The organism is Mesorhizobium sp. BR1-1-4, assembly GCF_020165375.1.
Lineage (GTDB): Bacteria > Pseudomonadota > Alphaproteobacteria > Rhizobiales > Rhizobiaceae > Mesorhizobium > Mesorhizobium australicum.
In genome coordinates, this window is sequence record NZ_JAIUIB010000009.1 from 197,569 (window position 1) to 211,387 (window position 13,819).

The window sequence follows — 13,819 nt, forward strand, 5'->3', positions numbered from 1 at the left end:
CCGACCCTGCTATTTCGATACTGGGCAAGGCTTTGTCTGGTCGAACAGCGATAGGTTGACCAGCTTGCCGGTCATCGAGAAGTCGCCATAGTCCATGACGAGATCACGGGTGATGCCGTTCTCGTGCAGCTTGAAGCTGATCCGGTATTCCGGCACTTCCTCGCCGTTCTGGGCGCTGTCGTCGAAATAGGCGATGTCGACCGGCCAGTATTTGTCGGTGGCAAGCTTCGCCAATGCCGGCGCCTCCGGATCGGCCTTGTCGGCCTCGCTCTTCTTGCCGACGACGACGGTGGTCGTCATCACCTTGTTGGCGTCTTCCGAACCATCAAACAGGTTGGTCTGATAGAAGTTTTCGCCTTTTTCGGCCTTTCCGATCAGCTCGACCAGGTGCTGGGTCGGAAACTGGGTGGCGGCGAGTTCGAGACTGTTCTTCTCCGGCTTGTCGATGTCGACCTTGAGGCCCTTCGCGTCTTTCGTGGCCATACCCCTGACCTCCTTGTCGAGGTTCTGGTCGACAAAGGATTTCGTCACGAATGAAAAGGTCTTGCCTTCGGCATCCTCGAAAGTCGTCGTCTGCTGGTCGGTCAGCTTCGTGTTGTCGTTGGTGGCGATCTGGGTGACGAAACGGAATTTCACCGTATAGCCTTCGCAGGCCGAGCCATTGAACTCGTAGACCATGCGGCCGGTGATGCCGGTGATGCCGGACCGATCATCCGCCTTCTTGAGCGTGAGATCATAGACGGCGCGATGCGCCTGCAGCGCCGGTGCGGCGACAGCGGCGCCTGTTGGCAAAAGCGCCGACAACAGAACGGCGTGGAATGCAAGGCGCGTCGCGCGCATGAGGTACTCCGATCGTCGCGGCTGATGGCAGGCCGCAGGGAAAGATGGTCCAGCTTAAAAAAAGTCGTGGCGGAAGCGAGGCAAAAATAGCAATTTCGGCCCGGCCAGCGCGGCACCTTCCAGCAATAGGGAAAAGCAATGAGTGAAACAATCGAAAAGCGGCTAAGTGATCTCGGCGTGGCGCTTCCCGTTGCCGCCGCACCAGCCGCCAACTACGTGCCCTATTGCAGGACCGGCAGCCTGCTGTTCACCGCCGGACAATTGCCTCTCAAGGACGGCAAGCTGCAGGCGAGCGGCCTGCTCGGCCGCGATGTCGACACCGCCACCGGCAAGGACGCGGCAAAATACTGCGCGATCAACATTCTGGCACAGGCCAAGGCCGCGCTCGGCGACCTCGAGAAAATTCGCCGCCTGGTGAAGATCACCGTCTTCGTCGCCTCCGCCGCAGACTTCGTCGAGCAGCATCTGGTTGCCAACGGCGCCTCCGATTTCCTGGTCGCCGCCCTTGGCGAGCGCGGCAAGCACGCCCGCTCGGCCGTCGGTACCGCCTCCCTGCCGCTTAATGCCGCAGTGGAAATCGAAGCGATCTTCGAAGTCGAGTGAGCCCGAACACCATGACAGACCTATCCTGGCTGACCGCCCGGCCCGTTGCCCATCGCGGCTTTCACGACATGAACAAGACGCGCTGGGAAAACACGCTTTCCGCCTTCGCTGCCGCGGCCGAACGCGGCTACGCGATCGAATGCGACGTGCATCTGTCGTCGGACGGCATCCCCGTCGTGATCCATGACGACGATTTGCAACGGCTGACCGGGCAGGACGGTTTCGTCTGGCAACGCAGCGCGGCCGAACTTACCGCGCTCAAGGTTGGCGGCACGGCGGATCACGTGCCGACGTTGCAGGAAGCACTCGACCTCGTCGATGGTCGCGTGCCCATGGTGGTCGAACTGAAAGGAACTCCCGGTCGCGACGAAGGCCTGGTGGCGCGCGTCGGCAAGATGCTCAAGCGCTACAAGGGCAAGGCGGCGATCATGTCATTCGATCACTGGCTGATCCGCGATTTCCCCAAACACGCGCCCGGCATCCCGGCTGGATTGACCGCCTATGGCAAGGACGCCAAGCTGATCGAAGCACATTTCGCCATGCTGGCGCACGAACTCGCCTTTACGTCGTATGCCGCAGGCGACTTGCCGAACCCGTTTGTCAGCTTCGTGCGCGAAAAGCTCAAAATGCCTGTCATCACCTGGACGGTGCATGATCAGCCCGCGATCGACCTGACCTTTAGATACGCCGACCAGATGACGTTCGAAGGGTTCGAACCCGACCTGGTCGAAGTCGCCTGAACAGGGTGCCCGAAACGTGACTTGTAGCGGCCCGAATGGAGCTTAAATAAGCCTCATGGATCAGGGTGATGACGGCGACGGGCAAATGGCGAATGCGGACTATTCGATCCGCATCGCCGCCGGCATCGGTGCCTTTACCTGCGACGAATGGAACGGCTTTTCCGGAACCACGCGTGGCGACACGGAGGCCGGGTACAACCCGCTCGTTTCATTCGCTTTTTTGAGCGCTCTTGAGGATTCCGGCTGTGCGGTGCGGCGCACCGGCTGGCAAGGTCATCACCTGCGGCTGGAGACCGCGCAAGGCAGGCTCCTCGGCGCCGTTCCCTGTTATCTCAAGTCGCACAGCCAGGGCGAATACGTGTTCGATCACGGCTGGTCGGATGCCTTCGAGCGCGCCGGCGGCCGTTACTATCCAAAACTGCAAAGTGCCGTGCCGTTCACCCCCGTCACCGGCCCTCGCCTGCTGGTCGGCAAAGGCGAGGATCAGGATGCGGTGAAGGCTGGGCTTGCGGCCGGTCTCAAAATGGTGACCGACAAGCTCGGCGTCTCCTCTGCGCATGTCACCTTCGTGCAGGAGAGCGACGTCGCGACGCTGGAAGCCGCGGGCTTCCTGCATCGCACCGACCAGCAATTCCATTTCTTCAACGAAGGCTTTTCAACCTATGACGACTTCCTCGCCACGCTTGCCTCACGCAAACGCAAGGCGATGAGGAAGGAACGGCGCGAGGCGCTGGCCGATGGCATCTCGATCGACTGGCTGACCGGAAAGGACCTGACCGAAAAGGCCTGGGACGATTTCTTCGCCTTCTATATGGACACCGGCAGCCGCAAATGGGGCCGCCCCTACCTGAACCGCCAGTTCTTCTCGTTGATCGGCGAACGCATGGCGGACGACATCCTGCTGGTGATGGCCAGGCGCAACGGGCGCTATATTGCCGGCGCCATCAACTTCATCGGTTCCGACGCGCTCTACGGCCGCAACTGGGGCTGCATCGAGGATCACCCCTACCTGCATTTCGAGGTTTGCTATCACCAGGCCATCGACTTCGCCATCGAACGCAAGCTGAAGGTGGTCGAGGCAGGCGCGCAAGGCGAACACAAGCTGGCGCGCGGCTACCGGCCGGTGACCATGCATTCGGCCCACTACATTTCCCATCCTGGCCTGCGCAACGCGGTCGCCGACTATCTCAGGCGCGAGCGGCGCGAAGTGGAGCGGATGGGCGAATATCTGGAAGAGCATACCCCGTTCCGCAAGGATATTGGCGACCTCGGTTGATCGCACCGCAGCTTCGCCTTGCTGCTCGCAGGTCGCTTCGCTACACCGGACGGCAAGGCACACTTCGGAGCGTTTGCCATGATTGAGGCCGCCTATAATACCGGCAACATCTTCGCAAAGATCCTGCGCGGAGAGATCCCCTCGCATCGCGTTTACGAGGACGAAGCCGTCGTGGCTTTCATGGATGTGATGCCGCAAGGACCCGGCCATACGCTGGTGGTGCCGAAAGCGCCGTCGCGCAACTTGCTCGACGCCGATCCGTTGACCTTCGGCCCGCTTTTCACGGTTGTTCAGAAAGTGGCCCGAGCGGTCAAAAAAGCCTTCGACGCCGACGGTGTCACCATCATTCAATTCAACGAGCCTGCTTCGGGGCAGACTGTCTATCACCTCCACGTCCACGTCATTCCGCGTTTCGATGGCATCCCGCTGAAGCCGCATTCGGGCGAAATAGAGAAGCCTGAGGTGCTGGCTGAGAACGCCCGCCGGATAAAAGCGGCGTTGGCGTTATCCTGACGCCTGGCTTTCAGCGGTTGCCAGCACCTGCGGACTTCCGCGGAGATTGCGCAGTTGCGTATCGAAAACCATTAACCCGAGCCGCCAGGATATCAGCGTGATCGTCGTTCCACCGAACACATCCATCAGATTGTGCCCGCCTTGGATGAGGATCGCAGGCAACAAGGCGGCACTGATCAGGATCAATGCAAAACGCATCGGCCTGTAGGGCCAGATCGCGATCAGCGAAATCAGCGCCATGACGGTATGAAACGAGGGAAACCCAATGAGACCGGTTACTTTCAGGCTGGAAACATCCGGTACGCCCTCGGCGAACAGGCGATTCAATTCCGTGCCATAAGCCGAGCTTACGACCGGCCGGACAATACGGTCCACCTCCGGCGCCAGCGTCCAGTAGCCTGCGGCGCCGGCGGACGGGAACAGCGCCCAGCAGAATATGGTCGCCAGTGATGCTATTACTGTCCCCAATGCGGCCGCATGCAGGCGGCGCCGGTCGTTCGCCATGCCGAGGAAGAGAAACGTGAACAGCAACTGGGCCAGCGTCAGGTTGTAGATTTGCCGAAGCAAATCCGAGAGGCGGGGATATTGCGCAATCCAGGCGCAAAAGCCCGGCCAGGAATATCCCAGCCACGAATCCATCCGGACAAGCATGGCGTCGATCGGCTCCGATGGCCGCGGCAGCAACAGTATGTTGAAAAGGGCGGCAGGCACGGAATAGGCGATGAACAGCGCCAGAATGTGTGTGGTGAGGGCAACGCGCTCCGCCTTGCGGACCCGACGGTAGAACTGGCCGATGATTGTCAAGAGAACGGCAAAATAAACGGAAGGAATATATCCGTCGAGCGAGACGACGGTTCCTTTCTCCCAAACAAGAAAAAGGCAAACCGCCACCAGCGCCAGGGTAGCCGCCAATATCGTGCGTTCTGCAGGGAGGAGAACCATTCGTCAAATCTGCACGAAGGTCGTTAATTCAGAATGAAAACACAACCGTCAGCCGGCTGAAATCCATTCCCATCGCCCGCCAGGACGCGTGATCAGAATGGTTTGGTCGTGGAGACAGCCGAAAGCTTCTCAAACGCCGTCGGATGCTCTGCATGTTGCCGCAGCCGTTTGCGGATCGCATCCGCGCATTGTGCAGGCGTCAGCAGCGACGTGTCGACTTCCAGATCGTATACGCCTGGCCGGTGCACCTCCTCTTGCCACAGGCGCACCGGCAACGGCACGGGATCGTCAGGCGAGCCGGTCACATACCCCCTCGCCGTCGCAGTGGCGGCACGCCTCTGCATGATGATTCCGATCGGGCAGCGAATACCCACAAATAGTACCGGAAGGCCGACGAGACGACGAGCACAGTCGGCAAGGCAATCAAAGGGCTTCGAATAGGCGTCGTGGTGACCAACATCCGCCACGACGTTCAGTCCCAGCCGGCTGTGGGCGGCGATCGACTCGTAGAGAGCGGCGTATAATTCCGGCACAAGGCCCTCGAGGTCCGGACGCTCGCCGCCCGGCCGCAGTCCTATTCCAGGCCGGCATCGTGGCGGCGTGGCCAGCTCGAAAACATCCACGCCGAGATTCATCCAGACGCCATCGAAATGCTCCTGAATGGCCTGGACGGTGCTTGATTTTCCCGATCGCGGCGCGCCGTTCAGGATGATGATTTGCCCGACCATGGATCGCCTCTTCTCCAACGAAAAAAGCCCCGTTGCCGGGGCTTTTCGAGGGGGTGACTGTTCAGCCTTTGCGGGGCAATTGGGGCACAAGGCTGCGCTTGCCGCCGTCCTTGCCCTTGGGCTCCGGCTTCTGCGCCACGGCCTTCTTGGCCGCGGGCTTCTTGGCCACCGCCTTGGGCGGCTTCGGCGCGTCTTCGGGCTCTTCCTTCTTCGGCTTCACCGGTGCCTCGTCGGCGAGCGATTCGAGCTTCAGGCCGGTCTCGCCGGTTTCCTTCTTCTCGACGGTGACGCGCACCGTGCCGCCCTTCTTCAGCTTGCCGAACAGCACCTCGTCGGCCAGCGGCTTCTTGATGTGCTCCTGGATGACGCGGCCAAGTGGACGCGCGCCCATGCGTTCGTCATAACCCTTGTCGGCAAGCCAGGCGATCGCGTCCGGCGACAGGTCGAAGGTGACGCCGCGCTCGGAGAGCTGGGCTTCCAGCTGCATGACGAACTTCTGCACCACCTGATGGATCACCGGCACCGGCAGCGAGCCGAACGGGATGATCGCGTCGAGACGGTTGCGGAATTCCGGCGTGAACAGCCGGTTGATCGCCTCGACATCGTCGCCTTCGCGCTTGGTCGAACCGAAACCGATCGCCGCGCGCTGCGCATCGGATGCGCCCGCATTGGTGGTCATGATCAGGATGACATTGCGGAAGTCGATCTGCTTGCCATTGTGGTCGGTCAGCTTGCCGTGGTCCATCACCTGCAACAGGATGTTGAACAGGTCCGGATGCGCCTTCTCGACCTCGTCGAGAAGCAGCACGCAGTGCGGATGCTGGTCGACACCGTCGGTCAAAAGGCCGCCTTGGTCGAAACCGACATAGCCGGGAGGCGCGCCGATCAGCCGCGAGACGGTGTGGCGTTCCATATATTCCGACATGTCGAAGCGGATCAGTTCGACGCCGAGCGAGGCGGCCAACTGCTTGGCGACCTCCGTCTTGCCGACGCCGGTCGGGCCCGAGAACAGGTACGAGCCGATCGGCTTTTCCGGTTCGCGCAGGCCGGCCCGTGCCAGCTTGATCGCCGAGGTCAGCGCCGTAATGGCGGTGTCCTGGCCGTAGACGACGCGCTTGAGCTCAATGTCCAGGCCCTGCAGCACCTTCTCGTCATCGGCCGAAACCGTCTTCGGCGGAATACGCGCCATGGTGGCGATCGTCGCTTCGATCTCCTTGATGCCGATCGTCTTCTTGCGCTTGGCTTCCGGCACCAGCATCTGCGAGGCGCCGGTCTCGTCGATCACGTCGATCGCCTTGTCCGGCAGCTTGCGGTCGTTGATGTAGCGCGCCGACAGTTCCACCGAGGCCTTGATCGCCTCGTTGGTGAACTTCACCTTGTGAAATTCCTCATAATAGGGCTTCAGGCCCTTCATGATCTCGATGGCGTCCTCGACGGTCGGCTCATTGACGTCGATCTTCTGGAAGCGCCGCACCAAGGCACGGTCCTTCTCGAAGAATTGGCGGAACTCCTTGTAGGTGGTCGAACCGATGCAGCGGATCGCACCGGAAGACAGCGCCGGCTTCAACAGGTTCGACGCATCCATGGCGCCGCCAGAAGTGGCGCCGGCGCCGATCACCGTATGGATCTCGTCGATGAACAGCACGGCACCCGGATAATCCTCGAGTTCCTTGACGACCTGCTTCAGCCGTTCCTCGAAATCGCCACGATAGCGCGTGCCGGCCAACAGCGTGCCCATGTCGAGCGCGAAGATGGTGGCATTGTGCAGCACTTCCGGCACGTCGCCCTCGACGATGCGCTTGGCCAACCCTTCGGCGATCGCCGTCTTGCCGACACCGGGGTCACCGACATAGAGCGGGTTGTTCTTGGAACGGCGGCACAGCACCTGGATGGTGCGGTTGATCTCGCCTTCGCGGCCGATCAGCGGATCGATCTTGCCGGCCTTGGCCTTGTTGTTGAGGTTGACGCAATAAGCGGTCAGCGCGTCCTGCTGCTGCTTCTTCTTGCCGCCCTCCTCCTGTGGCTCGGCGCCGTTCGGGCCGCCCTGCTCGTCATCGGCACCGCGCGGGCTGCGGCTCTCCGACGCGCCCGGACGCTTGGCGATGCCGTGCGAGATGTAGTTGACCGCGTCGTAGCGGGTCATCTGCTGTTCCTGCAGGAAATAAGCGGCATGGCTTTCGCGCTCGGCGAAGATCGCCACGAGCACGTTGGCACCAGACACTTCCTCGCGACCCGATGACTGCACATGGATCACCGCGCGCTGGATGACGCGCTGGAAGCCGGCGGTCGGCTTAGAGTCCTCGTCGTAGCCGGTAACCAGATTGTCGAGCTCGGTATCGATATAGGTGAGAACGGTATGCTTCAGCTCGTCGAGATCGACGTTGCAGGCGCGCATGACGGCGGCCGCCTCGGTGTCGTCGATGAGCGCGAGCAGCAAATGTTCAAGTGTTGCATATTCATGGTGGCGCTCATTGGCGAGCGTCAGCGCCTGGTGAAGCGCCTTTTCCAGGCCTTGGGAGAAAGCCGGCATGTTACCTCACTTCTTCTCCATCACGCATTGCAGCGGATGCTGATTCTGTCGGGCGAAATCCATGACCTGAGACACTTTGGTCTCGGCCACCTCGAATGTATAGACCCCGCACTCGCCCACTCCATGATTGTGAACATGAAGCATGATGCGTGTGGCGGCTTCGCGGTCCTTCTGGAAAAAACGTTCCAGCACGTGAACCACGAACTCCATCGGAGTGTAGTCGTCGTTGAGGATGAGGACCCGGTAAAGGCTGGGCTTCTTGGTTTTGGTTTTGGTGCGCGTGATGACGGCCGTCCCGCGGCCGGCCTCATTGCCGTCGCCGCCGCCGTTTTGCATCCGCGCCACTTGTATCGTGGCAGTCAAACCGATCGTCACGTAATCCTGCCTCTTTCGAATCCTCATGCGAGTTCAACATGTAGGTGTTCGATGGACGATTTTAAGCCCTTCTGGTTAGCTGACAATATGGCTAGGTGGCCAACCTGGCGGTTTTTCGCAATCGTGAAGCGCTGGCATGAAAAAACCCGGCCGCGTTTCCGCGGTCGGGTTTTGTCCCGCGCCCAAAGGGCCGGATTTTAATTCACGGGCGAAAAATTACTTCGCCTTGGCAACGATCGATTCGAACGGCTTGTAGGCCTCTTTGGCGAGTTCGGCATAGAGGTCGCCAATCTTGGTAGCCTCGGCGACGAACGCCTCGTAGGACTGCTTGGCATAGTCGGATTGAATCTCGATCGCCTTGTCCAGCGACTTGGCCGAGAACAGCTTCTCGCACGCGACGCTGCCGGCTTCGAAGCTCTTCTTGGTGTATTCGCCGGCCTCGGTGGCGATCGCCTGCGCGCCCTTGGACAAGGAGGCGAAGCTCTTCAATCCGGTGTCGGCGAACTCCTTGCCGTATTTGCTGAAGTCCTCATAGGTCTGGGTCATTTCGTACTCTCCCTGGACGGTTGACGCGCCCTGCCCCGAGCGCCGTTGTGCAATGCATAATATATATTGTGCAGCGCACAAAAGTCAAGAAGTCGGGGACTCGCGACCCCGCGGGCAGCGGCAATGGCTAAAATTCGAATAAAGGAAGGCTCAAACCCCCAGAAAATGGTGAACGCGGCGGTTACCATAAACGGATTGGTAACGCTGCCCCGCTAGCTTGGCCAGAAGTGAGGCAGGATCCCTTTGCCGCCTCCAGCGCAACGAGAAATTCAAAGGAACTACCAGTGCGTCAGGCGTTGTCGGGCTTCGTTTCCAAATCCGCGTTCCCTCTTAAAACGATCATGATCCTCGCCATGGCGATGACCTTCGTCGTCGCGGACGTCGCCTCGTCGCTCGCGGCGAAATCCGCGGCCATCGTCGTCGATGCCAAAACCGGCAAGGTTCTGTACTCGGCTAATGCCGATGGCCGGCGCTATCCCGCTTCGCTGACCAAGATGATGACGCTCTATCTGACCTTTGAAGCGATGGCGAAGGGCAAGATCAGCAGAAACTCGCCAGTCGTGTTTTCGGCACATGCGTCAGCCGAGGCGCCGACCAAGCTCGGCGTGAAGCCTGGTGGATCGGTGGCGGTCGAGACCGCGATCCTGTCGATCGTGACGAAGTCGGCCAACGACTCGGCGACCGCGCTCGGCGAAATGCTCGGCGGCAACGAAACCAACTTCGCCCGCATGATGACGGCCAAGGCGCGGCAGCTTGGCATGAACGGCACGGTCTTCCGCAACGCCAACGGCCTGCCGGATCCGGGACAGTTCACCACCGCGCGCGACATGGCCACGCTCGGCATTGCGCTCAGGGAACATTTTCCCCAGTACTACGGCTATTTCGCGCAGCGATCCTTTCTCTACGGTCGCCAGCGCATCAATGGCCATAACCGTCTGCTCGGACGCATCAAGGGCGTCGACGGCATCAAGACCGGCTATACCCGCGCCTCCGGCTTCAATCTCGTCTCCTCCGTTAATGACGGCAACCGCCGCCTGGTCGCCGTTGTCATGGGCGGCACGTCGGGCGGCAGCCGAGACAACCAGATGGCAGGCCTGATCAACACCTATCTGCCGAGGGCCTCGACCCGCGGTGGCGGCGACCTCGTTGCCAAGGCGGACAGCAACCCCATCAGCGCACTTGCAAAGGTTCTCCTGCCCAAGCATGATGCGCCGACCCCGGACGAAAAGCCGGTGGCCGTGGCGGAAGCCGATACGGCCGTCGCCGACGACGCGACCGTTGCCCAGGGCGACAGCGAGGACGAGGATACAGCCGAGGCGGAGGCACCCAAGCTGGTTGTCCCGGCAAAGAAGGTAAAGACGGTCATCGTCTCCGCTCCCAAGGTCGCCACCGCCCAGGTCGTGGCCGCCTATGCCGAGCCCACCCCGGCCGTTGATCCGGTCAGCACCGCGTCGGTTCCGTCAGGCTGGGCCATCCAGGTTGCCTCCTCGCCGAAGCAGTCCGAAGCCCAGGCTTTCCTCGACAAGACCACCAAGCAGGCTCCCAAGGTGCTGGCCAACGCTTCCGGCTTCACCGTCGCTTTCGACAAGGACGGCGCCACCTACTACCGCGCTCGCTTCGGCGGCTTTGGGTCCAAGGATGCCGCCTGGAAGGCCTGCACCGCTTTGAAGAAGAAGAAAATCGAGTGCTACGCCGTCCAGCAATAGGACTGCGTGGAAGATATCTCCCGGAAAATTTTTGCGTCGAAGGAGACTAGTTGTGATTGGAGAGCAAGACGTCCTTGGCTTCGTTAATCCGCGCCGCCAGGAAAGACGTGCCGCCGACATCGGGGTGCAGGCGCTGCATCAGGCGGCGGTGCGCCTTGCGGACATCCGCCGCGGCGGCCCCCGCTTCAAGACCAAGGACCTTGTAGGCCTCCTCCTTAGTCATGGCGCCCGAACCTGGCGCAACACCCAGCCTTTCGCCACCATTCGTCTCAGCGTATTTGCGCCAGACGGGAAATCTGCCGTCAAGATACGTCTCTAGCAACTGCCGGCTCTCCGGATCGCCGGAGAGTTCACGGTAGAGATGCTGCAATTGCGCAAGGGTCATCGAGCCAAGCATCTTGCCATCGTGGCGGCCGGCCAGAACCAGTCCTTCCAGGCCGCCAGTATTGTGATCGAGTTCCATCTCGAGTGCCGCCGTCCGCACGGTTGAGCGTTTTCCAGCACGCGGCCTGGCCTTTGGCCGGCCCGTATGCGTGGCGCCGTACCAGGCGATTGCCACGAACAGGATGATGCCGCCGATGCCTTGGCGCCCGACCAGGAGCACGGCGCCGCCGACCAGCGCCAGCAGGATCGGTCCCAATTTTCTCATTCCGCTTGCGAGTTGCGCCGGATCCGCGCGGAGAAAGGCTGTGGCTACCCCCAGCAGCACCAGCAACAACGCGACCACAATGATAATTGCGCCTAACATTTCGCACCGCCCCGCAGGGGTCCTGTCCGCTCGGACAGCCGCGTGATGTCCTTCAACATTTTTCCTGCGCCAGAATCATGGCCTTTAACCGGGCCGGGAGGAGGACCATCATGCGAACTGATCCTCCAAAGCGCAGCGGCCTGTGTCGACAGTTCTTCATCGCGCATGGATTTCAAGATGTGGCGTCGTCGCGTCGCTTGCAAGTCCAGCCCGGGGCAAGATTGAGGGCCAGAAAACGCGGGCGCGGCAGCAGGCAATCCTTCGCTCAAGCCCTAGAGCAGGCCGAGGTCGGCCAGCTCGCGCCTGAGTTTCGGCGGCATCTCGACCAATCCCGCCTTGCCCTTGCCGAGGTCGGCCGGGGCGTCCGCCGGCTTCAGGTAACGCCAGCCCTGGAAGGCGCGGCGCGGCTGCCAGTCGGTGCGCACCACCTCGGGGTCGAGCATCAAATGGCAGCGGCCGATGCCGTCGTCATCGGTGAACGGCCGGATTTCCGTGATCAACTGGCGGCACTGCACGCTGCCCTTGATCACCCAGTAGAGCGAACCGCCATCGGTGACCTCGTCGCCACGTGTCGGCATCATGCGGGTGGTGTGCCAGTGTTCGGCTGGTTCGCCGGCACGGCGGCGCTCGTCAAGACGGAAGGCGATCCACTCTTCGAGATCCTCGACACTGTCGCAACCGACGCAAAGCTTTAGGAGATTGAGAGCCATCGCCCAAGGTTAGTCCGGAGCGCCGGGACGTCAACGGCCTGACGGACTTCTCCACAGTGCCGGCTTGGGCCAGCCCTCAACACTCAACGACATTGACCGCCAGGCCGCCAAGGCTGGTTTCCTTGTACTTCTCGTTCATGTCGAGGCCGGTCTGGCGCATCGTCTCGATCGCTGCATCGAGCGGCACGAAATGCACGCCGTCGCCTTTGATGGCCAGTGACGCGGCCGTCACCGCCTTGACGGCACCCAATGCGTTGCGCTCGATGCAGGGCACCTGGACCAGCCCGCCGACCGGGTCGCAAGTCATGCCGAGATGATGTTCGAGCGCGATTTCGGCAGCATTCTCGACCTGCTCGGGCGTGCCGCCCATGACCGCGCACAGGCCGGCCGCAGCCATCGCCGAGGCGGAACCGACCTCGCCCTGGCAGCCTACCTCGGCGCCCGATATCGACGCATTGGACTTGATGATGCCGCCGACGGCCGCTGCCGTCAGCAGGAAGTCGCGAATGCTCGGCTGGTCGGCCTCGGGATGGAAATGCAGCCAGTAGCGCAGCACCGCCGGCAGCGTGCCGGCGGCACCATTGGTCGGCGCGGTGACGACACGCCCGCCGGCCGCATTCTCCTCGTTGACCGCCATCGCATAGATCGACAGCCAGTCATTGGCGAGCAGCGGGTTCGGCCGGTTCTGCTGCCACTGCTCCTGCAGCTTGTCATGGAGCTGTCTGGCGCGGCGGCGCACCTTGAGCCCGCCTGGCATGATGCCGTCCTGCGACAGGCCGCGGTCGATGCAGCCCTTCATGGCGTCCCATATCGCGTCGAGGCCGGTGTCGAGCGCCTCGCGCGACATCTGCGTCTCCTCGTTGACGCGCTTCATTTCGGCAATGGAAAGGCCGCTCCTGGCCGCCATCTTCAGCATCTCGACCGCATTCTTGAAGGGATACGGCACTTTCTTGCCCTCGGTTGTGACCGAGCCCTTCGACTTCATCCGTTGCAGCTCTTCTTCCGAAACCACGAAGCCGCCGCCGATCGAATAGTAGATGCGTTTGAGCAGCAACCGGCCGCCGGCGTCGTAAGCGTAGAACGCCATGCCGTTGGCATGGCCGGTGAGCGGCGTCTTGCGGTCGAGAACCAGATCGGTGGCCGGATCGAAATGGTAGGAGGGGTGGCCGGGCGGTGAAACCAGCTTGTCGGCGGTGATGCGGCTGACAATGTCGTCGGCTCGGTCGGGGTCGACCGTTTGTGGCGTCTGGCCGGCAAGGCCGAGAATGACGGCACGGTCGCTGCCATGGCCGATGCCGGTATAGGCGAGCGAGCCATGCAGGCTGGCGCCGATGCGGTCGACCTTGGCGCCGGCGGGACGCGGCCAGTCGTCGCCCGCGACCTCGTCGAGAAAGCGGCGCGCAGCCGTCATCGGTCCCATCGTGTGCGAGCTCGAAGGGCCGATGCCGATCTTGAACAGGTCGAAAACCGAAAGGAACACGCTGTCTCCTGGGTCACGTCGAGGATTACATATAGGAATTCCCGGGATGTTTCCGCTCTTTTGACAATCGCGGCGCAGCACC

14 protein-coding genes are annotated in these 13,819 nt (G+C 61.7%); 5 read left to right on the forward strand and 9 right to left on the reverse strand.

Annotation, left to right across the window (positions count from 1 at the left end; genetic code table 11):
• Nucleotides 1–9: 9 nt before the first annotated feature.
• The gene (locus LB571_RS20820) at nt 10–840 is read right to left on the reverse strand and encodes a cell envelope integrity EipB family protein (RefSeq protein ID WP_140824586.1); all 831 of its coding nucleotides are present in this window, start codon (nt 838–840) and stop codon (nt 10–12) included.
• A 138-nt stretch (nt 841–978) separates the two neighbouring features.
• Between LB571_RS20820 and LB571_RS20825 the strand changes: the two genes are divergently transcribed.
• The 4 genes from LB571_RS20825 (at nt 979) to LB571_RS20840 (ending at nt 3,972) form a co-directional block, all read left to right on the forward strand.
• On the forward strand, nt 979–1,443 hold the full coding sequence (locus LB571_RS20825; protein WP_140824587.1) for a RidA family protein: 465 nt from the start codon (nt 979–981) through the stop codon (nt 1,441–1,443).
• A gap of 11 nt (nt 1,444–1,454) precedes the next feature.
• Nucleotides 1,455–2,183, forward strand: coding sequence for a glycerophosphodiester phosphodiesterase (locus LB571_RS20830; protein ID WP_015317773.1), 729 nt, complete (start codon nt 1,455–1,457; stop codon nt 2,181–2,183).
• Nucleotides 2,184–2,238: 55 nt separating this feature from the next.
• Nucleotides 2,239–3,459: a GNAT family N-acetyltransferase gene (locus tag LB571_RS20835; RefSeq protein ID WP_140824588.1), complete on the forward strand. Its 1,221-nt coding sequence runs from the start codon at nt 2,239–2,241 to the stop codon at nt 3,457–3,459.
• A 78-nt stretch (nt 3,460–3,537) separates the two neighbouring features.
• Nucleotides 3,538–3,972, forward strand: coding sequence for an HIT family protein (locus tag LB571_RS20840; RefSeq protein ID WP_140824589.1), 435 nt, complete (start codon nt 3,538–3,540; stop codon nt 3,970–3,972).
• Here LB571_RS20840 and LB571_RS20845 read toward each other — a convergent pair.
• The 5 genes from LB571_RS20845 to LB571_RS20865 form a co-directional block, all read right to left on the reverse strand.
• Nucleotides 3,964–4,914, reverse strand: coding sequence for a phosphatase PAP2 family protein (locus tag LB571_RS20845; RefSeq protein ID WP_140873804.1), 951 nt, complete (start codon nt 4,912–4,914; stop codon nt 3,964–3,966). The genes LB571_RS20840 and LB571_RS20845 overlap by 9 nt on opposite strands.
• Before the next feature lie 92 nt (nt 4,915–5,006).
• Nucleotides 5,007–5,642, reverse strand: a complete 636-nt coding sequence (locus LB571_RS20850; protein WP_140824590.1) for a chloramphenicol phosphotransferase CPT family protein — start codon at nt 5,640–5,642, stop codon at nt 5,007–5,009.
• 61 nt (nt 5,643–5,703) lie between these two features.
• The gene (gene clpA / locus LB571_RS20855; protein WP_140824591.1) at nt 5,704–8,172 is read right to left on the reverse strand and encodes an ATP-dependent Clp protease ATP-binding subunit ClpA; all 2,469 of its coding nucleotides are present in this window, start codon (nt 8,170–8,172) and stop codon (nt 5,704–5,706) included.
• 6 nt (nt 8,173–8,178) lie between these two features.
• A complete protein-coding gene (gene clpS / locus LB571_RS20860) occupies nt 8,179–8,508 on the reverse strand; it encodes an ATP-dependent Clp protease adapter ClpS (RefSeq protein WP_010909565.1) in 330 nt (109 codons plus the stop codon).
• A gap of 255 nt (nt 8,509–8,763) precedes the next feature.
• Complete coding sequence (locus LB571_RS20865) at nt 8,764–9,093, reverse strand: phasin family protein (RefSeq protein ID WP_015317766.1); 330 nt, start codon at nt 9,091–9,093, stop codon at nt 8,764–8,766.
• A gap of 284 nt (nt 9,094–9,377) precedes the next feature.
• Here LB571_RS20865 and LB571_RS20870 point away from each other — a divergent pair, with 284 nt between their 5' ends.
• Complete coding sequence (locus LB571_RS20870; protein WP_140616379.1) at nt 9,378–10,799, forward strand: D-alanyl-D-alanine carboxypeptidase family protein; 1,422 nt, start codon at nt 9,378–9,380, stop codon at nt 10,797–10,799.
• Nucleotides 10,800–10,845: 46 nt separating this feature from the next.
• On the opposite strand, the gene LB571_RS20875 is transcribed toward LB571_RS20870, so the two are convergent.
• The 3 genes from LB571_RS20875 to LB571_RS20885 form a co-directional block, all read right to left on the reverse strand.
• Nucleotides 10,846–11,547, reverse strand: coding sequence for a DnaJ domain-containing protein (locus tag LB571_RS20875; RefSeq protein ID WP_224597615.1), 702 nt, complete (start codon nt 11,545–11,547; stop codon nt 10,846–10,848).
• Nucleotides 11,548–11,819: 272 nt separating this feature from the next.
• Nucleotides 11,820–12,257: a DUF1489 family protein gene (locus LB571_RS20880; protein WP_140616375.1), complete on the reverse strand. Its 438-nt coding sequence runs from the start codon at nt 12,255–12,257 to the stop codon at nt 11,820–11,822.
• 76 nt (nt 12,258–12,333) lie between these two features.
• Nucleotides 12,334–13,737 (reverse strand): L-serine ammonia-lyase, encoded by a 1,404-nt coding sequence (locus tag LB571_RS20885; RefSeq protein WP_140824593.1) that lies wholly within the window; start codon nt 13,735–13,737, stop codon nt 12,334–12,336.
• Between the last annotated feature and the right edge of the window lie 82 nt (nt 13,738–13,819).

Bases quoted from the DNA above. Each gene is read 5' to 3' on its own strand.
- LB571_RS20840 (WP_140824589.1), top strand. From the start codon at position 3,538: ATGATTGAGGCCGCCTATAATACCGGCAACATCTTCGCAAAGATCCTG.
- LB571_RS20850 (WP_140824590.1), bottom strand. From the start codon at position 5,642: ATGGTCGGGCAAATCATCATCCTGAACGGCGCGCCGCGATCGGGAAAA.
- LB571_RS20825 (WP_140824587.1), top strand. From the start codon at position 979: ATGAGTGAAACAATCGAAAAGCGGCTAAGTGATCTCGGCGTGGCGCTT.
- LB571_RS20820 (WP_140824586.1), bottom strand. From the start codon at position 840: ATGCGCGCGACGCGCCTTGCATTCCACGCCGTTCTGTTGTCGGCGCTT.
- LB571_RS20880 (WP_140616375.1), bottom strand. From the start codon at position 12,257: ATGGCTCTCAATCTCCTAAAGCTTTGCGTCGGTTGCGACAGTGTCGAG.
- LB571_RS20830 (WP_015317773.1), top strand. From the start codon at position 1,455: ATGACAGACCTATCCTGGCTGACCGCCCGGCCCGTTGCCCATCGCGGC.
- clpS (WP_010909565.1), bottom strand. From the start codon at position 8,508: ATGCAAAACGGCGGCGGCGACGGCAATGAGGCCGGCCGCGGGACGGCC.
- clpA (WP_140824591.1), bottom strand. From the start codon at position 8,172: ATGCCGGCTTTCTCCCAAGGCCTGGAAAAGGCGCTTCACCAGGCGCTG.
- LB571_RS20875 (WP_224597615.1), bottom strand. From the start codon at position 11,547: ATGTTAGGCGCAATTATCATTGTGGTCGCGTTGTTGCTGGTGCTGCTG.
- LB571_RS20845 (WP_140873804.1), bottom strand. From the start codon at position 4,914: ATGGTTCTCCTCCCTGCAGAACGCACGATATTGGCGGCTACCCTGGCG.
- LB571_RS20835 (WP_140824588.1), top strand. From the start codon at position 2,239: ATGGATCAGGGTGATGACGGCGACGGGCAAATGGCGAATGCGGACTAT.
- LB571_RS20865 (WP_015317766.1), bottom strand. From the start codon at position 9,093: ATGACCCAGACCTATGAGGACTTCAGCAAATACGGCAAGGAGTTCGCC.